Raw genomic sequence first — 18,423 nt, 5'->3', positions numbered from 1 at the left:
TGTAGAGCCATAACAAGAAAGGTGGCGGACCATGAGCCAGCCCGGCAAATCGATTCTGCTGGTCGATGACGACCAGGAAATTCGCGAACTGCTCGATACCTACCTGAGCCGCGTCGGCTTTCAGGTGCGTGCCGTGGCCGACGGCGCCGCGTTTCGCCAGAGCCTGTGTGCGGCCTCGGCCGACCTGGTGATTCTCGATGTGATGCTGCCCGACGAGGATGGCTTCAGCCTGTGCCGCTGGGTGCGCGAACACCAGCGTTTCGCCCAGGTGCCGATCATCATGCTTACCGCCAGTTCCGACGAGGCCGACCGCGTGATTGGCCTGGAGCTGGGCGCGGACGATTACCTCGGCAAGCCGTTCAGCCCGCGCGAGCTGCTGGCGCGGATCAAGGCCTTGCTGCGCCGGGCGCAGTTCACCCAGGAACGAGGTGGAGAGGTGCTGGCCTTCGAGGACTGGCGCCTGGACATGGTCAGCCACCGCCTGTTCCACCGCGACGGCGAGGAGGTGATTCTGTCCGGCGCCGACTTCGCTCTGCTCAAGCTGTTTCTCGATCACCCGCAGCAGATTCTCGACCGCGACACCATCGGCAACGCTACCCGTGGCCGCGAGGTCATGCCGCTGGAGCGCATCGTCGACATGGCCGTCAGCCGCTTGCGTCAGCGCCTGCGCGATACCGACAAACCGCCGCGCCTGATTCGTACCGTACGTGGCAGCGGCTATCAGCTGGCGGCCACGGTCAGTTTGCAGGCAAGCGATGGGCGCTGAGCTGCGGCGCTGGCTGCCGCGCTCGCTGCTCGGGCGCATGCTGCTGCTGACCCTGCTGGCGATCCTCGCTGCGCAGACCCTGTCCAGCGTGATCTGGCTGTCGCAGTTGCGCGCCACCCAGCTCGAAGGGTTGGTCACCACTGCGCGCAGCCTGGCGCATTCGATGTCGGCCAGCGTGCGTTACTTCCGTTCGCTGCCGGTGGCGTATCGGCCGCTGGTGCTCGACCAACTGCGCAGCATGGGCGGCACGCGTTTCGTGGTCAGCCTCAATGATCGCCCGTTGCAGATGAAGGTGTTGCCGGACACGCCGCGCAAACAGGCGGTGACCGAGGCGGTGGCCGAAGTGCTGCATCAGTCGCTGGGCAATGCCGCCGACATCTCGGTGACCTTCGTCAGCCCGAGTGATCTGCGCATCTTCAATGGCGGCCTGAAGCTCGACGAGCTGCCGCGCTCCTGGGCGCATTACGCACTGACCCTGGAGCCGGTCAATCCACCGGTGCTGGTGACGCAGATCCAGCTGGCGCCGGGGGAGTGGCTGTACATCGCCTCGTTGCTGCCCGAGCCCTATACCAGTCTGGAAGAGCCCGTCCTGCCGACCCAGCAGCTGTGGTTCATCCTCCTGACCACGGCCTTCCTGCTGCTGTTCATCGGTTTGCTGGTGCACCTGCAGAGCCGCCCGCTCAAGCGTCTGGCGCGCACCGCGCGGCATATGTCGCTGGGCGCCGAGGTGGAGCCGGTGGCCGAAGCCGGTGGCCGCGAGGTGGTCGAGGTGGCTCGCGCCTTCAATGCCATGCGTGAGCGCATCAGCCGCTACCTGACCGAACGCAGCCAGCTGTTCAGCGCCATTTCCCATGACCTGCGCACGCCCATCACGCGCCTGCGCCTGCGCGTCGAACTGCTCGACGACGAGAGCCTGCAGACCAAGTTCGGCCGCGACCTGGACGACCTTGAGCTGCTGGTCAAAGGCGCGCTGCAATGCGTGAAGGACACCGACATCCACGAGAACATCGAACCGGTGGATCTCAATCACCTGCTGCATTGCCTGGTCGAGCCCTACCTAGCGCCGTCGGGCAACGGCAGCGTGACCCTCGATGGGCAGGCCTGCGCGCCGTATCCGGGCAAGCCGCTGGCGCTGCGGCGCTGCATCGGCAACCTGATCGACAACGCCCTGAAGTACGGCTGCAATGCCCACTTGCACATCGAGGACGATGGCGCGGCTTTCGTCCTGCATGTCGACGACGAAGGCCCCGGCGTACCGGAGCAGCGTCTGGAGCAGGTGTTCGAGCCGCATTTTCGCCTGGCCGGTCAGCAGCAGGGCTACGGCCTGGGCCTGGGTATCGCGCGCAACATCGCTCACAGCCATGGTGGCGAAGTTAGCCTGCGCAACCTGCGCGAGGGCGGTTTGCGCGTCACCCTGCGCCTGCCGCGCACGCCGGACTGAATGTCACCGAGCGGTGACAAAGGCAAACTCGTTCGTTACCTGGCGGTAATGAGGCGCTCGTTAGAATCCGGGTGGCATCCCGACTGTCTCGAAGCGCGCTTTTCTGCAGGATGGCTGAAGCGACATACCCCCGGCGTTATCGGGCGCGGATGCAGGGTGGATGGCGCTCTTTTCATCCACCACGGGGTATTCGCGCAAGGAATGAATGTCAGCGTCGTCCCCCCCTCTCAGCGCTACCTGCGTGCCGCTGTTCGAAGCCGGCCCACCCGTCTACAGGGAACAAGAACAATGAGTAGACCCGCATTGAATCCAGACAGCTGGCTGCGCCGGCCCGCCCACCTTTCCTGGCTGGCTGACGAAGGCCTGCGCCTGTTGCCCTTTGCACGCGGCGCCAAGGTCGCGCAGGGTTTCGCCGCGCTCGATGCACAGGGGCGCTTGCCCGACGGCGCGATTGCCGAGCTGATCCACACCACGCGCATGACCCACTGTTTCGCCCTGGCGCATATCCAGGGTATTGCCGGCCATGGCGGGCTGGTCGACCATGGCCTGGCCGCACTGCGCGGGGCATTGTGGGACGAAGAGCACGGCGGTTGGTTCGCCGATGCGACGCGCAGTGGCGGCAAGTCCGCTTACCTGCATGCCTTCGTCGCCCTGGCGGCCAGCTCCGCCCGGGTCGCCGGTCGGCCCGATGCGCAAGCGCTGCTCGACGATGCTATCGGGGTCATCGAGAGGCACTTCTGGAGCGAGGAGGAGGGCGCCCTGCGCGAGAGCTTCAATCGCGACTGGCGTGACGAGGAGGCCTATCGTGGCGCCAACAGCAACATGCATGGCGTGGAAGCCTTTCTCGCCCTGGCCGATGTCACTGGCAATGTGCTCTGGCTGCAGCGCGCGCTGCGTATCGCCGAACGCCTGATCCATCGGCACGCCGCCGCGTGCGGCCACGTCGTGATCGAGCACTTCGATGCGCACTGGCAGGCACAGCCTGAGTACAACGCCGACCGCCGCGCCGATCCCTTCCGCCCCTATGGCAGTACGCCCGGCCACGCCTTCGAATGGGCGCGCCTGCTGCTGCATCTGGAAGCGGCGCTGACCCAGGCCGGGCTCGCCGCGCCCGACTGGCTGCTGGTCGATGCCAAGGGCCTGTTCGCCAGCGCCTGCCGGCATGCCTGGCAGGCCGATTGCGCGCCGGGGCTGGTCTACAGCCTCGACTGGAACCAGCAACCGGTGGTGCGCGCCCGCCTGCACTGGGTGCATGCCGAGGCCGTCGCCGCCGCTGCGGCGCTGCTGCAACGAAGCGGCGAGGCGATCTACGAGCAGTGGTATCGGCAGTTCTGGGACTTCACCGCCACGCATTTCATCGACCTGAATGGCGGCAGCTGGCACCACGAACTCGATGAAAACAACCGGCCGGCCGCCCGGATCTGGGCCGGCAAACCCGACCTCTATCACGCCTATCAGGCACTGCTGCTGCCGCCTCTGGCGCTGGCGCCGAGCCTGGCCACGGCGCTCGCCGCGGATGTAACGAGGCGGTGACATTCATGCATCCTTTCGTTACCCGAGCCGGCAACGACCCTGATTACACTCCTTGTCAACGCAAGCGCCACGACTTGCCTGATAACAACAAGAAAGGTACTCCGATGAACGCTATTACTCGCCTCGCCACCGCCGTTTCCCTCGCCTCGCTGTTCCCCTTCACCGCGCTGGCCGCCGACTCCAAAGGTACGGTGGAAGTGGTGCACTGGTGGACGTCAGGCGGTGAGGCCGCCGCGGTGAAGGTCCTGCGTGACCTGGTCGAGAAGGATGGTTTCACCTGGAAGGATGGCGCGGTGGCCGGTGGCGCCGGTTCTGCCGCCATGACCGTACTGAAGACCCGTGTGGTATCCGGCAACCCGCCAGGTGCGGCGCAGATCAAGGGCCCCGATCTGCAGGAGTGGGGCGCACTGGATTTGCTCGCGCCATTGGACGAGGTGGCCCAGGCCAACGACTGGGATGGCCTGCTGTCGAAAACCGTTGCCAAGACCATGCAGTACGACGGGCACTACGTCGCCGTGCCGGTGAACATCCACCGGGTCAACTGGCTGTGGATCAACCCGCAGGTGTTCGCCAAGGCCGGCATCGACAAGGCGCCGACCACCCTCGACGAACTCTACGCAGCCGGTGACAAGCTCAAGGCCGCCGGCTTCATCGCCCTGGCCCACGGCGGCCAGCCCTGGCAGGACAGCACCGTGTTCGAAGGCCTGGTGCTGAGCATCATGGGCGCCGATGGCTTCCACAAGGCGTTCGTCGAGAACGACGAGGCGACCCTGACCAGCCCGCAGATGACTGAAGTGTTCACGGCGCTGAAGAAGCTCTCCACCTACATGGACGACAACCGCGCCGGACGTGACTGGAACCTGGCCACCGCGCAGGTCATCGACGGCAAGGCCGGCATGCAGATCATGGGCGACTGGGCCAAGAGCGAATGGACGGCCGCCGGCAAGGTCGCGGGCAAGGACTACCAGTGCGTGCCGATGCCGGGTACCGCCGGCAGCTACACCTACAACATCGACTCGATGGCCATGTTCAAACTCAAGGACCCAGGCGACATCGCCGCCCAGCACGCCCTGGCGCGGATCGCCCTGGAGCCCGAGTTCCAGTACGTGTTCAACCAGAACAAGGGCTCTATCCCGGTGCGCGCCGACCTGGATATGAGCCAGTTCGACAGCTGCGCCCAGGCCTCGATGAAGGATTTCCAGGAGGCCGACAAGAACGGCAAGCTGGAACCGAGCATGGCCCATAGCATGGCCACCAACCTCGCCGTGCAGGGCGCCATCTTCGATGTGGTGACCAACTTCATGAGCGAGAAGAACGCCGACCCGAGCAAGGCCGGCGCGCAGATCTACGCGGCGATCAAAGCCGCCCAGTAGCGCCACGGGCCGGCGCTGCCGGCCCCATTCCCACGCACCGCCTCGCACGACAGGGCTCTGGCCCCGTCAGGGCGGCGCTCGGCCCGGATTTCCCTTCGCCAACTGGTAATGCCCGATGAGTGTCACCACGGTAATGACCAAGACCTCACCCCTCGACGTGCTGCAACGCTGGCTGCCCAAGTTGGTGCTGGCGCCGAGCATGTTGGTGGTGCTGGTCGGTTTCTACGGCTACATCCTCTGGACGCTGGTGCTGTCGTTCAGCAACTCCAGCTTCATGCCCAGCTACAAGTGGGTCGGCCTGCAGCAGTACATGCGCCTGATGGACAACGACCGTTGGTGGGTGGCGAGCCAGAACCTGCTGGTGTTCGGTGGCCTGTTCATCGGCATCAGCCTGCTGATCGGCGTGTTCCTCGCCGTGCTGCTGGACCAGCGCATCCGCCGCGAGGGTTTCATCCGCACCATCTACCTGTACCCCATGGCGCTGTCGATGATCGTCACCGGCACCGCCTGGAAGTGGCTGCTCAATCCCGGCCTGGGCCTGGACAAGATGCTGCGCGACTGGGGCTGGGAAGGCTTTCGTCTCGACTGGCTGGTGGACCAGGACCGGGTCATCTACTGCCTGGTGATCGCAGCGGTGTGGCAGGCCTCGGGCTTCGTCATGGCGCTGTTTTTGGCCGGCCTGCGCAGCGTCGACCAGTCGATCATCCGCGCTGCCCAGGTGGATGGGGCAGGGCTGCCGACCATCTACCTGCGCATCGTCCTGCCGAGCCTGCGCCCGGTGTTCTTCAGCGCGGTGATGATCCTCGCGCATATCGCCATCAAGAGCTTCGACCTGGTGGCGGCGATGACCGCCGGTGGCCCCGGCTACGCCTCCGACCTGCCGGCGATGTTCATGTACTCCTTCACCTTCAGCCGCGGCCAGATGGGTGTCGGTTCGGCCAGCGCGATGCTGATGCTGGCCGCGATCCTCACCCTGCTGGTGCCTTACCTCTATTCGGAACTGCGAGGCAAACGTCATGACTAGAGCGTTCAGTCCGAGCCGCCTGGCCATCCACGCCACCTTGCTGTTCGCCGCCGCGCTGTACCTGGTGCCGCTGGTGGTGATGCTGCTGACCAGCGTCAAGACGCCCGATGACATCCGCACCGGCAACCTGTTGTCCTGGCCCGACACCTTCACCCTGGTGGGTTGGGTCAAGGCCTGGAGCGTGGTCGACGGCTATTTCTGGAACTCGGTGAAGATCGCCGTTCCCGGCGTGCTGATCTCGACCGCGATCGGCGCGCTGAACGGCTATGTGCTGTCGATGTGGCGCTTCCGTGGTTCGCAGCTGTTCTTTGGCCTGTTGTTGTTCGGCTGCTTCCTGCCGTTCCAGACCGTGCTGCTGCCGGCATCGTTCACCCTCGGCAAGCTGGGCCTGGCCAACACCACCGCCGGCCTGGTGCTGGTCCATGTGGTCTATGGCATCGCCTTCACCACGCTGTTCTTTCGCAACTACTACGTCACCGTGCCCGACGCCCTGGTGCGTGCGGCGCGGCTCGATGGCGCCGGCTTCTTCACCATCTTCGGGCGCATTCTGCTGCCCATGTCGGTGCCGATCATCATGGTCTGCCTGATCTGGCAGTTCACCCAGATCTGGAACGACTTCCTCTTCGGCGTGGTGTTCGCCAGTGGCGACGCACAGCCGATTACCGTGGCTCTGAACAACCTGGTCAACACCAGCACCGGCGCCAAGGAATACAACGTCGACATGGCCGCCGCGATGATCGCCGGGCTACCGACCCTGCTGGTCTACATCGTGGCTGGAAAGTACTTCCTGCGTGGCCTCACGGCCGGCGCGGTGAAAGGCTGAACGCTACTGCGCTTGCATCGTGGAGAAATGAAATGGCAACGCTCGAACTGCGCAACGTCAACAAGTCCTATGGCAGCGGCCTGGCGGACACGCTGAAGAACATCGAGCTGTCGATCGATTCCGGCGAGTTCCTGATCCTGGTCGGCCCGTCCGGCTGCGGCAAATCCACCCTGATGAACTGCATCGCCGGGCTGGAGAACATCAGCGGTGGCGCGATCCTGGTGGATGGCGCCGACATCAGCGGCATGAGCCCGAAGGATCGCGACATCGCCATGGTGTTCCAGTCCTACGCGCTGTACCCGACCATGAATGTGCGCGACAACATCGCCTTCGGCCTGAAGATGCGCAAGATGGCCCCGGCTGCCATCGATGAGGAAGTGGCGCGGGTGGCCAAGTTGCTGCAGATCGAGCACCTGCTGCAGCGCAAACCCGGCCAGTTGTCCGGCGGCCAGCAGCAACGCGTGGCCATGGGCCGGGCGCTGGCACGGCGGCCGAAGATCTACCTGTTCGACGAGCCGCTGTCGAACCTCGACGCCAAGCTGCGCGTGGAGATGCGCACCGAAATCAAGCTGATGCACCAGCGCCTGAAGACCACCACGGTGTACGTCACCCACGACCAGATCGAAGCCATGACCCTGGGCGACAAGGTGGCGGTGATGAAGGACGGCATCATTCAGCAGTTCGGCACGCCGCAGCAGATCTACAACGACCCGGCCAACCTGTTCGTGGCCAGTTTCATCGGTTCGCCACCGATGAACTTCATCCCCGTGCGCCTGCAACGTCGCGACGGCCAGTGCTGGGCCGCGCTCAACTCCTCGCTTGGCGTCGCCGGCACGGCGCGCTGCGAACTGCCGCTGGGCGAGCTGGAGGCGGGCATGGAGAACCGCGAGGTGATCCTCGGCATTCGTCCCGAACAGATCCAGCTGGCTGCCGACGACGCTGCCGAGGTGCCGAGCATCTGCGCCGAAGTGGAGGTCACCGAGCCCACCGGGCCGGACACCCTGGTGTTCGTCAATCTCAACCAGACCAAGGTCTGCTGCCGCCTGGCGCCGGACCTGGTGCCGCAGGTCGGCGCCAGCCTGGCACTGCGCTTCGAACCGAGCCGTGCGCTGCTGTTCGATGCCCAGAGCGGCGAGCGCCTGCTGGCAAAAAAGCGCCCGGCCACTGACAGCAAGGTGGCCCAGTTCAAGCTCGGTTAGCCGCGTAGCCCAGGTGCAATCGGGGAACTGCCCAACCAACCTCCCCAGATTGCATCCGGGCTACGCGGAGCACCCAGTCACCTAGGGTGCGCCGTGTGCACCAAGGACACGAAAAACCGTCGCTGCGGCGGTGATCCGCAGCATCGCTCAATAACAACAATCAGGAGCAACGATGAAGACCACACAGCAAACCCTCACCTGTTCGCTCGGCGTCCCCTGCTTGCTGGCGCTGGCCTTGGCCACGCCGCAGGTGCAGGCCGTCGAGTTCAGCGGTTATGTGCGCAGCGGCATTGGTGGTGCGGACACCGGCGGCACCCAGCAATGCTTCCAGTTGCCGGGGGCGCAATCGAAGTATCGCCTGGGTAACGAGTGCGAGCAGTACATCGAGCTGGACCTGCGCCAGGATCTGTTGCGTCTGGACGACGGCTCGGTGGTCAGCGTCGAGGGCATGGCGCAGCTATACAACCAGTACGGCCACACGCCCAAGTTCACCGGCGACTACGGCTTCGCGCGGATGAACCAGATGTACGCGGAGTGGAGCAACATGCCCGCCCTCAATGGCGGATCGCTGTGGGCCGGTCGGCGCTTCTACAAGCGTAACGACATCCACATCTCCGACTTCTATTACTGGAACCAGAGCGCCACCGGTTTTGGCATCGACGAGATGAAGATCGGCGACCTCAAGTACAGCTACGTGTTCTCGCGCAAGGACAACTACGACCAGGAACCCTATATCAACCGCCACGATTTCAACGTCGGCGGCTTCCAGGTCAATCCCGGTGGCGAGCTGGAAGTCGGCGTCAGCTATATCGACAAGCCAGACAGCACTGACAGCCACAGTGGCTGGGCGGTGACCGCGCAGCACAAGCAGCAGGACTTCCTCGGCGGGGTCAATACCGTCGCCCTGCAATACGGCCGCGGCCCCGGTACCGCGTTGGGTTATACCGGCGACCCGACCCTCGACAGCAGCAACAGCAGCTGGCGCCTTGTAGAGTTCTTCGACTTCCAGATGACCCCGCGTCTCGGTGGCCAGGTGCAGCTGGTCTACCAGAAGGACAAGCGCCCCGATGGTGCGGATCAGAACTGGCTGTCCGTCGGTGGCCGCACCAGCTATGCCTTCACCGAGCAGTTCAAGCTGGTCGGTGAGCTTGGCCGCGATCAGGTCGAAGCGCCCGGTGGTACGCGCAAGCTGACCAAGTTCACCATTGCACCGACCTGGTCGCCCGCTGGCCCAGGCTTCTGGGAACGCCCGGAAATCCGCCTGTACTACACCTACGCCAGCTGGAACAAGGCGGCGCAGCGGGCCGCCAACCTGTTGGCCGACGGCTCGGCATTGTCCGAGAACGGCGCCTTCGGTAGCGCACGCAACGGCTCCAACTTCGGCGTGCAGGTGGAGTACTGGTGGAAGTAGGGCGCTCGTAGACTGTGCCCGCTACAAATCAGTCGGTGCGCACGGCGCACCCTACGTTAGGTGGCGCAGGTCATCCGTAGGGTGCGCGGTGCGCACCAGGACCGTAGCCCGGATGCAATCCGGGGATTCATGCAGCGGCCCCGGATTTCATCCGGGCTACAACAGCCTGTAGGGTGCACCGTCGCACCAGGCGTCAGAGCAGCCCAGCCACCAGACGTCCGAGCACTTCCATGGCCTGTTCGCTGCGCGGGCTCCAGGGGTAGCCGTAGTTCAGCCGCGCGCAGTGACGAAAGCCCTGGCTGGCGGAGAAGATCGGCCCTGGCGCCAGGCTGATGCCCTGGGCCAGTGCTAGGCGCAGCAGTTGTAGTGAGTCCAGGCGCTCGGGGAATTCGAACCAGAGGAAGTAGCCGCCCGCTGGCCGCGTGACCCGCGTGCTGGCGGGAAAGTGCCGGGCTGCCGAGGCGAGCATGGCGCTCTGCTGCATTTCCAGGGCGTGGCGCAGCTTGCGCAGGTGGCGGTCGTAGCCGCCGTGCTGCAGGTAGTCGGCCAGCGCCGCCTGGGCTGGCACCGAGGGCGAGATGGTGGTCATCAGCTTGAGCCGGGCGATCTGCTCGGCATAACGCCCGCCGGCCACCCAGCCGATGCGATAACCCGGTGCCAGGCTCTTGGAGAAGGAGCTGCAATGCATCACCAGCCCTTCGCGGTCGAAGCTTTTCACCGGCTTGGGCGGGTGGCTGCCGAAGTACAGCTCGGCGTACACGTCGTCCTCGATCAGCGGCACCTGATGCTCCACCAGTAGTTCGTACAGCGCCTGCTTCTTGGCTTCGCTCATGCTCGCGCCCAGCGGGTTCTGCAGGCTGCTCATAAACCAGCAGGCCTTGATCGGCAGTTGCTCGAGGCTCTGTGACAGGGCGTTCAGGTCGATGCCTTCGCGCGGGTGCACGGGGATTTCCACCGCCTTGAGCTGCAGCCGTTCCAGTACCTGCAGGCAGGCGTAGAAGGTCGGTGACTCGATGGCCACCAGGTCGCCCGGCTGGGTCACACACTGCAGGCAGAGGTTGAGCGCCTCCATGGCGCCGTTGCTGATCACCAGCTCTTCCATCGGCAGCATCACGCCGCTGACCATGTAGCGCAGGGCGATCTGCCGACGCAGGTCGGCGTTGCCGGCGGTCATGTCGGCGATGATCTCGTGCGGCGAGAGCATGCGCAGGGCGTGCGCCATGCTCTTGGCCAGGCGCGGCAGAGGGAACAGGTCGGGGCTGGGGAAGGCCGAGCCGAAGGCGACGGTGTGCGGATCCTTCAGCGAGGCGAGTACCGAGAACACCAGCTCGCTGACACCGACATCGGTGGTCTGCGCGGCGTGGGCGGTCAGCTCCGGTTCGTGCAGCGGACGTTTGGCATGCTCGCGAACGAAGTAGCCGGAACGTGCGCGTGCCTGGATCAGGCCGCGATCTTCCAGCAGGTAGTAGGCCTGGAACACCGTGGACGGGCTGACCCCGTAGGTGCGACTGGCATGACGCACCGACGGCACCTTCTCACCGGGGCCGAGCACGCCGGTGCGAATCAGCTCGGCGATCTCGTCGGCAAATTTCTCGTAGCGTTTCATCCTGTCCTGGTTCACCGAGGCAAAGGGTACGGGCGAACACTTTACGGGGTGAGCGGCAGACATGGCAGTGCCTCATGAGTGGAAGGGCAGACATCGGATGTAGGAGCGGATTCATCCGCGATGAATGCGGCGCAGCGGTTTCGCGGCTGAAGCGGAATGACGCCCAGCCGCTCCTTGGGTGTTGGCAACCGTAGCCCGGATGCAATCCGGGGACGTATCTCGAGCCGCCCCGGATTGCATCCGGGCTACGACGCAGATGCCCATTCGCCGTGGGGTGGGGCTCCTACACGGATATCTGTAGGAGCCCCGCCTCGGGGCGAAGCGCTAGCGCAGCGGCGCCAGGAAAGTGCTCCTGGTGCTGACGCGGCTGTCCGCATCGGCCTGGTCACGCACCTCGAAACGCAGGGTCTGCGGGCCGGCGGCGTTATGCGAGGCGGTCAGGGCGACGCTTACCGGCAGGTCGCGAATTTCCCCCGGAGCCAGGTTCAGCGTGCGCGGGCCGTGCAGTTCGAAGTCTCCGGGCTCGACCAGCGCGATGGCGTAGCTGCGCGGCTGCTGGGTCTTGTTGATGATCTTCAGGCTGTAGATGTTCTCGATCTGGCCCACGGCGTTCTCGCGGAACAGGCCACGGTCACGGGTCACGTCCAGGGAAATCAGCGGGCGCTCGGCCAGGGCCCAGACGAAGGCGCCGATCATCACCGCCAGCATCGCCGCATAGCCGATCAGGCGCGGGCGCAGCCAGTGGGTCTTGCCGCCAGCCAGCTCGTGTTCGGAGCTGTAGCGCACCAGGCCACGGTCATAGCCGAGCTTGTCCATGATGCTGTCACAGGCATCGACGCAGGCGCCGCAGCCGATGCATTCCAGTTGCAGGCCGTCGCGGATGTCGATGCCGGTGGGGCAGACCTGCACGCAGACCGTGCAGTCGATGCAGTCGCCCAGTCCCTCAGCCTTGTAGTCGGCATCCTTGCGCCGCGGGCCACGGGTCTCGCCACGTGCGGCGTCGTAGGAGATGACCAGCGTATCGCTGTCGAACATCACGCTCTGGAAGCGCGAGTAGGGGCACATGTCGCGGCACACTTTCTCGCGCAGCCAGCCGGCGTTGATGTAGGTGGCGGCGGTGAACGACAGCACCCAGAACGCGGTGGTCGCGCCCATCTCCAGGGTCAGCAGGTCGCTGGCCAGCTGGCGCACCGGGGTGAAGTAGCCGATGAAGGCCATCGCCGTGATCAGACTCACCGCCAGCCACAGGCCGTGCTTGGCGCTGCGCCGCAGCAGCTTGTTCAGCGACCAGGGCGCGGCGTCGAGCTTGATGCGCTGGCCACGGTCACCTTCGGTGATCTGCTCCACGCGCATGAACACCCAGGTCCACACGCTCTGTGGGCAGGCGTAGCCGCACCAGACGCGGCCAGCCAGCACGGTGATGAAGAACAGGCCGAAGGCGGCGATGATCAGAATCGCCGAGAGCAGGATGAAATCCTGCGGCCAGAAGGTCGCGCCAAAGATGTGGAACTGGCGGTTGTCCAGGTCCCAGAGCACGGCCTGGCGACCATTCCAGTCGATCCAGGCGGTGCCGAAGAACAGCAGGAACAGCAGGCCGGCACCGAGCAGACGCAGGTTGCGAAAACGTCCGGTGAAACTGCGCGTGTGAATCGGGCCGCCGGCCTGGGCCGGTGTCAGGCGAATGGGTTTGGCGGGGTCGATGGTCTCGACGCTGCGCACGGGGATCAGATCAGTCATGGCGTTGCCCTCATCAGGCGTTTATTCAGGCTGGCGCCATGATCCGAGGGCAACTGATCGCAAAACAGACTCAGGTTTTCGATAAAAAAGCGGATCAGATTAGCCGGAAGGGCGTCAGGAAAAGCTGCGGGCAGCGCTGCAGGTCTCGCAGTGCCTGGCGTCGAGAGTTATCCATCCGAGCAGCACAGTGATCGCCCTGCGACATCGCGCCGCGCCAATCAGCGCCGGATGGCGAGCACTGCCTGATTGCTCTGATCCGGTTTTTTAGAGCTTTTCTGGCGCTGTTTTCGGTGCACGCCTGGCAGGCATAGTCGACGCCCCGTGATCAGGAGGCCTGCCGGCATGTACCAATACGACGAATATGACCGCGCGCTGGTGCGCGAGCGCGTCGCCCAGTTCCGCGACCAGGTACAGCGGCGCCTGGCCGATGAACTGAGCGAAGAAGAGTTTCTGCCGCTGCGCCTGCAGAACGGCCTGTACCTGCAAAAACATGCCTACATGCTGCGTGTGGCCATCCCCTACGGCACGCTGTCGGCCGGGCAGATGCGTGCGCTGGCGCATATTGCCCGCGAGTACGACCGCGGTTACGGGCACTTCACCACGCGGCAGAACATCCAGTTCAACTGGGTCGAACTGGAGCGCGTGCCGGACATCCTCGACTGGCTGGCCGAGCACGACATGCATGCCATCCAGACCTCGGGCAACTGCGTGCGCAACATCACCACCGAAGCCTTTGCCGGCGTCGCCGCCGACGAATACCTCGACCCACGGCCGCTGGCCGAGATCCTGCGCCAGTGGTCGACGGTCAACCCGGAATTCCTCTTCCTGCCGCGCAAGTTCAAGATCGCCCTGTGCGCTGCCGAGCAGGACCGCGCGGCGGTGCAGGTACACGATATTGGCCTGCAACTGTACCGCGACGAGTCTGGCGAGCTGCGCCTGCGCGTACTGGTCGGCGGCGGCCTGGGGCGCACGCCGATCATCGCCCAGACCCTGCGCGAGGGATTGCACTGGCAGGACTGCCTGTCCTACGTCGAGGCCATCCTGCGCGTGTACAACCGCCATGGCCGGCGCGACAACAAGTACAAGGCGCGCATCAAGATCCTGGTCAAGGCGTTGGGTATCGAGGCCTTTGCCGCCGAGGTGGAACGCGAGTGGCAGCCGATCAAGGACGGCCCGGCGCAACTGACCGAGGACGAATACCAGCGCGTCGCCGCGTCCTTCAGGCGGCCGGCCTACGCCGAGCTGGCGCAGACCGATCTGGAATTCGGCAGCCAGCTTTCACGTGACGATGGCTTCGCCCGCTGGGTCGCGCGCAACGTCATGGCGCATCAGGTGCCGGGCTACGTCAGCGTGGTGCTGTCGACCAAACCCGGCATCAGCGCAGCGCCCGGCGACGTCACCGCCGAGCAGATGGAGGCGCTGGCCGACTGGAGCGAGCGCTATGGGTTCGGCGAGATTCGCGTCGCCCACGAACAGAACCTGGTGCTACCCGATGTGCGCAAGAGCGATCTCCATGCGCTGTGGCGGGAGGCCCAGGCGGCCGGGCTGGGTACGGCCAATGCCGGCCTGCTCACCGATATCATCGCCTGCCCGGGGGGCGACTTCTGCGCCCTGGCCAACGCCAAGTCGATCCCCATCGCCCAGGCCATCCAGCAGCGTTTCGACGACCTCGACTACCTGCACGACCTGGGCGAGCTGAGCCTGAACATCTCCGGCTGCATGAACGCCTGCGGTCATCACCATATCGGCAACATCGGCATTCTCGGCGTCGACAAGAACGGTAGCGAGTGGTACCAGCTCACCCTCGGCGGCAGCCAGGGCCAGCAGGCGGCGCTGGGCAAGGTGATCGGCCCGTCCTTCGCCGCCGAGCAGGTGCCCGAGGTGATCGAGCGCATCGTGCACACCTATGTCGGCTATCGCGAGCTGGGCGAAGGTTTTCTCGACACCTTCCAGCGTATTGGCCTGGAGCCGTTCAAAGAGCGCGTCTACAGCCGCGAGGAGGTGGCATGAACAACCTGATTCGCCTGATCGAAGGCCAGGCCTGCATCGTCGACGACGACCCCTGGCAGCTGCACCCTGCTGACGGCGATGCGCCGCTGATCCTGCCGCTGGCCGCCTGGCAAGAACGGCAGCCCGCCGAGGTGCTGCAGGGCAGGGCGGTGAGCGCCGACGGCCTGCTGCTGCAGGTCGATGACGAACCCGAAGCGCTGCAGCCGTTGCTCGCCGTTCTGCCGCTGATCGCCATCTATTTCCCCAGCTTTCGCGATGGCCGTGGCTACAGCCAGGCCTACCTGCTGCGCACCCGCCTGGGTTGGCGCGGCGAGTTGCGCGCCGTCGGCGATGTGCTGCGCGACCAGCTGGCGCACATGCGTCAGTGCGGCTTCGATGCCTTCGCCGTGCGTGCCGACAAATCGCTGGAGGATGCGATCAAGGGCCTGCAAGGGCTCAGTGTGTTGTATGGTCGCTCGGTTATCGAGCCGCGTCCGTTGTTTCGTCGAGGGCGCCACAAGGAGGAATCGAGATCATGATGGTGCGTGGCCTGTTCTGGCTGGTATTGCTGCAGTTGTTCGGCGTGGCCCTCAACCATTGGCTGTTGCCGATGCTGCCGGCTTCGATCATTGGCCTGCTGCTGCTTTCGGTCTGGCTGATGTGGCGTGGCGCCGTGCCTGAGCCGCTGCAACAGGCTGCCGGTGGCTTGCTGCCGTATTTGCCGTTGCTGCTCGCGGTGCCTGCGTCGGGGATCATGACCAGCAGCGACCTGTTGCTTGGCGAACTGCCGGTGATCGTCACGGCGCTGGTGCTGTCGTTGCTGGTGACCGTGCCGTTCTGCGGCTGGCTGCTGCAAACGCTGATCCGCCGTCAGGAGCGCAAGCAATGACGCTGCTGACGCACCACCCGCTGTTCGCCATCGCCCTGACGCTGGCCGCCTTTCTGATCGCCTCCTGGCTCTACCGCCGTAGTGGCTGGCTGGTGCTGCAGCCCGTGCTGGTCTCGGTGACGCTGATCGTCGCTACCTTGCTGCTGTGCGGGGTCGATTACGCCAGCTACCGCGCTGGCGCCGAGCCGGTCGCCTGGCTGCTCGGGCCTGCCACCGTGGCCCTGGCGGTGCCGTTGCAGCACAACATCAAGCGCATCCGCCAACTGTTCTGGCCGGTGATGATCACCCTCAGCGCTGGCGGTGTGCTGTCGGTGACGCTGACCCTGAGCATCGGCTGGCTGATGGGCGCCGACTGGAGCGTGGTGATGAGCCTGGCGCCGAAATTCGTGACCATGCCGATTGCCATGCCGGTGGCCGAGCAGATTGGCGGTGTGGCCTCGCTGGCGGCAGTGATGGTCATGCTCACCGGGGTGATTGGCACGGCCATGGGGCCGCTGCTGCTGCGCTGGGCGGGCGTCGATCACCCGGCTGCCCGTGGCTTGAGCTACGGCATCAACGCCCATGCCATCGGCACCGCACATGCTTTGCAGGAAGGTGAGGAGTGCGGCGCCTTCGCCGCCCTGGCGATGAGCCTGCTGGGGATCGGCACGGCCCTGTTGTTGCCACTGCTGCTGGCCTGAATCGGGCGGAATCCCGCCACCTGAAAGTCCTCAGCTGCCGGGTGGTGGCGACATCTCGCCACCACCTGAGCAGTTCGACGCCGTTGGGCGCCAGTAAACACTACTGAATCCTTTCAGCGGCACGCATATTGCTCCTGCCGGCAACGCGATTGGAATACGCCCGCCAAGAGGCCTGGAACCCCCTTCCTGTCGCCACGCTGCAGATCTGCGGCTATCGCCCATGTGCGGCCCAAACGGCCGCTACCCGAAACCTTGCCTGCACGGCCGTTGTCGTCGTGCGACGAACTGGACTGTCCCATGAAAAGAATCCTGCTGACGCTGCTTTGTCTCAGCGTGATCGGTTGCTCCAAGACCCGCGAGCCCGAGAAAACCGTCGACGTGCTGCTGATCGGCGCTGGCGTGATGAGCGCCACCCTCGGCACCTACCTCCACGAGCTGCAGCCGGACTGGAGCATCGAAATCTACGAGCGCCTCGACCGCGTTGCCGGCGAGAGCTCCAACGGCTGGAACAATGCCGGCACCGGCCACTCGGCCTTCTGCGAGCTGAACTACACGCCGGAAACCGCCGACGGTGGCATCGATATCAGCAAGGCCATCGCGATCAACGAGTCGTTCGAGATCTCCAAGCAGTTCTGGGCCACCCAGGTCGAGCGCCAAGTGCTGAGCAAGCCCAAGAGCTTCATCAACATCACCCCGCACATGAGCTTCGTCTGGGGCGACGACAACGTCGAATACCTGCGCAAGCGCCACGCTGCGATGCAGCACAGCAACCTGTTCCGCGGTATGGAGTTCACCGAGGATCACGCGCAGATCGCCCAGTGGGTGCCACTGGTCATGCAAGGTCGTGACCCGCAGCAGAAGGTCGCGGCGACGCGCATGGCCATCGGTACCGACGTCAACTTCGGCGAGATCACCCGTCAGCTGGTCGACTCGCTGATCGGCAAGGAGCAGGCCAGCCTGCATCTGGAGCACGAAGTCCGCGACCTGCAGCGCAACGCTGACGGCACCTGGCGGGTGACCGTGGCCGACCTGGCCAAGGACGGCGCCGAGCAGAGCATCAACGCGCGCTTCGTCTTCATCGGCGCCGGTGGTGGCGCGCTCAAGCTGCTGCAGAAGTCCGGCATCGAAGAAGCCGAGGGCTATGCCGGCTTCCCGGTCGGTGGCCAGTTCCTGATGACCAGCAACCCGGATATCGTTGCCCAGCACCTGGCCAAGGTCTATGGCAAGGCCTCGGTCGGTTCGCCGCCCATGTCCGTACCGCATTTGGACACCCGCGTGATCGACGGTGAGAACGTGCTGCTGTTCGGCCCGTTCGCCACCTTCTCCACCAAGTTCCTCAAGAACGGCTCGCTGCTCGACATGTTCAGCAGCATGACCACCGACAACTTCATGCCGATGGTCAACGCCGGCTTGGACAACTGGTCGCTGAGCACTTACCTGATGGGCCAGCTGATGCTGAGCCAGGAAGACCGCATGGCCTCGCTGCGCGAATACTTCCCGGACGCGCAGGACGCCGACTGGTCGCTAATTACCGCCGGTCAGCGCGTGCAGATCATCAAGAAGGATGCCGAGAAGGGCGGTGTGCTGCAGTTCGGTACCGAGGTGGTGACCTCTGCCGACGGTAGCCTCAGCGCGCTGTTGGGCGCCTCGCCGGGTGCTTCCACTGCCGCGCCGATCATGCTGCACCTGATCGAGAAGGTGTTCGCCGACAAGGTCGCCACCCCCGAGTGGCAAGCGCGCCTGAAGGACATCATCCCGTCCTACGGGCAGAAGCTCAACGACGACCTGGCGCTGACCAACCGCATTCGCCAATGGAGCAGCGAGCGCCTCGAGCTGCAGCACATCGAGGTAGCGCCGGACGTGGAAATGGCCGCCGAGCCCGAGCCGGCTGCCGTGACGCTGTAAGGCGTTTCGCGCTGTAAAAGAAACCCGCCCTGCGTGATGCGCAGGGC

The 18,423-nt window shown here is 65.0% G+C and carries 15 protein-coding genes; 13 read left to right on the top strand and 2 right to left on the bottom strand.

All coding sequences use genetic code 11. From position 1 onward, the window contains the following. Positions 1 to 31 precede the first annotated feature (31 nt). The 8 genes from ACN8M7_RS11160 to ACN8M7_RS11125 all read left to right on the top strand — a co-directional run bounded on the left by ACN8M7_RS11160 (position 32) and on the right by ACN8M7_RS11125 (position 9,570). Positions 32 to 766, top strand: a complete 735-nt coding sequence (locus ACN8M7_RS11160; protein WP_490260802.1) for a response regulator — start codon at positions 32 to 34, stop codon at positions 764 to 766. Continuing rightward, complete coding sequence (locus ACN8M7_RS11155) at positions 756 to 2,207, top strand: ATP-binding protein (protein WP_490260801.1); 1,452 nt, start codon at positions 756 to 758, stop codon at positions 2,205 to 2,207. Before ACN8M7_RS11160 ends, ACN8M7_RS11155 begins: the two co-directional genes overlap by 11 nt. A 288-nt stretch (positions 2,208 to 2,495) precedes the next feature. After that, the gene (locus ACN8M7_RS11150; RefSeq protein ID WP_490260800.1) at positions 2,496 to 3,740 is read left to right on the top strand and encodes a D-mannose isomerase; all 1,245 of its coding nucleotides are present in this window, start codon (positions 2,496 to 2,498) and stop codon (positions 3,738 to 3,740) included. Between the two features lie 104 nt (positions 3,741 to 3,844). Further along, positions 3,845 to 5,113 carry an ABC transporter substrate-binding protein gene (locus ACN8M7_RS11145; protein WP_490260799.1) on the top strand — a complete coding sequence of 423 codons (1,269 nt, stop codon included), beginning with the start codon at positions 3,845 to 3,847 and terminating at the stop codon, positions 5,111 to 5,113. A gap of 115 nt (positions 5,114 to 5,228) precedes the next feature. Then, positions 5,229 to 6,137, top strand: coding sequence for a carbohydrate ABC transporter permease (locus tag ACN8M7_RS11140; RefSeq protein ID WP_061237533.1), 909 nt, complete (start codon positions 5,229 to 5,231; stop codon positions 6,135 to 6,137). Continuing rightward, the gene (locus tag ACN8M7_RS11135; protein WP_061237534.1) at positions 6,130 to 6,960 is read left to right on the top strand and encodes a carbohydrate ABC transporter permease; all 831 of its coding nucleotides are present in this window, start codon (positions 6,130 to 6,132) and stop codon (positions 6,958 to 6,960) included. Before ACN8M7_RS11140 ends, ACN8M7_RS11135 begins: the two co-directional genes overlap by 8 nt. Positions 6,961 to 6,992: 32 nt before the next feature. Then, positions 6,993 to 8,159, top strand: coding sequence for an ABC transporter ATP-binding protein (locus tag ACN8M7_RS11130; protein WP_490260798.1), 1,167 nt, complete (start codon positions 6,993 to 6,995; stop codon positions 8,157 to 8,159). A gap of 172 nt (positions 8,160 to 8,331) precedes the next feature. Beyond that, on the top strand, positions 8,332 to 9,570 hold the full coding sequence (locus ACN8M7_RS11125) for a maltoporin (RefSeq protein WP_490260797.1): 1,239 nt from the start codon (positions 8,332 to 8,334) through the stop codon (positions 9,568 to 9,570). A gap of 193 nt (positions 9,571 to 9,763) precedes the next feature. Here ACN8M7_RS11125 and mapR read toward each other — a convergent pair whose 3' ends face one another. Together mapR and ccoG are read right to left on the bottom strand one after the other, a co-directional pair. Beyond that, a complete protein-coding gene (gene mapR / locus ACN8M7_RS11120) occupies positions 9,764 to 11,176 on the bottom strand; it encodes a GntR family transcriptional regulator MpaR (protein ID WP_061237537.1) in 1,413 nt (470 codons plus the stop codon). A gap of 324 nt (positions 11,177 to 11,500) precedes the next feature. Beyond that, the gene (gene ccoG, locus ACN8M7_RS11115) at positions 11,501 to 12,913 is read right to left on the bottom strand and encodes a cytochrome c oxidase accessory protein CcoG (RefSeq protein WP_490260796.1); all 1,413 of its coding nucleotides are present in this window, start codon (positions 12,911 to 12,913) and stop codon (positions 11,501 to 11,503) included. Between the two features lie 342 nt (positions 12,914 to 13,255). On the opposite strand from ccoG, the gene ACN8M7_RS11110 reads away from it, so the two are divergent. The 5 genes from ACN8M7_RS11110 to ACN8M7_RS11090 all read left to right on the top strand — a co-directional run bounded on the left by ACN8M7_RS11110 (position 13,256) and on the right by ACN8M7_RS11090 (position 18,376). After that, entirely contained in the window at positions 13,256 to 14,923 is a 1,668-nt protein-coding gene (locus ACN8M7_RS11110; RefSeq protein WP_490260795.1) for a nitrite/sulfite reductase, read from the top strand. Then, complete coding sequence (locus tag ACN8M7_RS11105; RefSeq protein ID WP_490260794.1) at positions 14,920 to 15,441, top strand: DUF934 domain-containing protein; 522 nt, start codon at positions 14,920 to 14,922, stop codon at positions 15,439 to 15,441. The genes ACN8M7_RS11110 and ACN8M7_RS11105 overlap by 4 nt, the downstream gene beginning before the upstream one ends. Next, positions 15,438 to 15,791 carry a CidA/LrgA family protein gene (locus ACN8M7_RS11100; protein ID WP_061237541.1) on the top strand — a complete coding sequence of 118 codons (354 nt, stop codon included), beginning with the start codon at positions 15,438 to 15,440 and terminating at the stop codon, positions 15,789 to 15,791. The genes ACN8M7_RS11105 and ACN8M7_RS11100 overlap by 4 nt, the downstream gene beginning before the upstream one ends. Next, complete coding sequence (locus ACN8M7_RS11095; protein ID WP_490260793.1) at positions 15,788 to 16,471, top strand: LrgB family protein; 684 nt, start codon at positions 15,788 to 15,790, stop codon at positions 16,469 to 16,471. The genes ACN8M7_RS11100 and ACN8M7_RS11095 overlap by 4 nt, the downstream gene beginning before the upstream one ends. A gap of 297 nt (positions 16,472 to 16,768) precedes the next feature. Further along, positions 16,769 to 18,376, top strand: a complete 1,608-nt coding sequence (locus ACN8M7_RS11090) for a malate:quinone oxidoreductase (protein ID WP_061237543.1) — start codon at positions 16,769 to 16,771, stop codon at positions 18,374 to 18,376. The last annotated feature ends 47 nt before the right edge of the window (positions 18,377 to 18,423 follow it).

It is taken from the genome of Pseudomonas spartinae (genome assembly GCF_965197125.1).
Taxonomy (GTDB): domain Bacteria; phylum Pseudomonadota; class Gammaproteobacteria; order Pseudomonadales; family Pseudomonadaceae; genus Aquipseudomonas; species Aquipseudomonas composti_A.
The sequence above is the reverse complement of the archived record's forward strand: the minus strand, read 5'-3'. Positions and strand labels throughout refer to the sequence as shown.

Excerpts from the sequence above, each read along its gene's own strand:
- ACN8M7_RS11135 (WP_061237534.1), top strand. The coding sequence starts at position 6,130 with ATGACTAGAGCGTTCAGTCCGAGCCGCCTGGCCATCCACGCCACCTTG.
- ACN8M7_RS11105 (WP_490260794.1), top strand. The coding sequence starts at position 14,920 with ATGAACAACCTGATTCGCCTGATCGAAGGCCAGGCCTGCATCGTCGAC.
- ACN8M7_RS11145 (WP_490260799.1), top strand. The coding sequence starts at position 3,845 with ATGAACGCTATTACTCGCCTCGCCACCGCCGTTTCCCTCGCCTCGCTG.
- ACN8M7_RS11125 (WP_490260797.1), top strand. The coding sequence starts at position 8,332 with ATGAAGACCACACAGCAAACCCTCACCTGTTCGCTCGGCGTCCCCTGC.
- ACN8M7_RS11150 (WP_490260800.1), top strand. The coding sequence starts at position 2,496 with ATGAGTAGACCCGCATTGAATCCAGACAGCTGGCTGCGCCGGCCCGCC.
- ACN8M7_RS11155 (WP_490260801.1), top strand. The coding sequence starts at position 756 with ATGGGCGCTGAGCTGCGGCGCTGGCTGCCGCGCTCGCTGCTCGGGCGC.
- ACN8M7_RS11090 (WP_061237543.1), top strand. The coding sequence starts at position 16,769 with ATGAAAAGAATCCTGCTGACGCTGCTTTGTCTCAGCGTGATCGGTTGC.
- ACN8M7_RS11110 (WP_490260795.1), top strand. The coding sequence starts at position 13,256 with ATGTACCAATACGACGAATATGACCGCGCGCTGGTGCGCGAGCGCGTC.
- ACN8M7_RS11130 (WP_490260798.1), top strand. The coding sequence starts at position 6,993 with ATGGCAACGCTCGAACTGCGCAACGTCAACAAGTCCTATGGCAGCGGC.
- ACN8M7_RS11160 (WP_490260802.1), top strand. The coding sequence starts at position 32 with ATGAGCCAGCCCGGCAAATCGATTCTGCTGGTCGATGACGACCAGGAA.
- ACN8M7_RS11095 (WP_490260793.1), top strand. The coding sequence starts at position 15,788 with ATGACGCTGCTGACGCACCACCCGCTGTTCGCCATCGCCCTGACGCTG.
- ACN8M7_RS11140 (WP_061237533.1), top strand. The coding sequence starts at position 5,229 with ATGAGTGTCACCACGGTAATGACCAAGACCTCACCCCTCGACGTGCTG.
- ACN8M7_RS11100 (WP_061237541.1), top strand. The coding sequence starts at position 15,438 with ATGATGGTGCGTGGCCTGTTCTGGCTGGTATTGCTGCAGTTGTTCGGC.
- ccoG (WP_490260796.1), bottom strand. The coding sequence starts at position 12,913 with ATGACTGATCTGATCCCCGTGCGCAGCGTCGAGACCATCGACCCCGCC.
- mapR (WP_061237537.1), bottom strand. The coding sequence starts at position 11,176 with ATGAAACGCTACGAGAAATTTGCCGACGAGATCGCCGAGCTGATTCGC.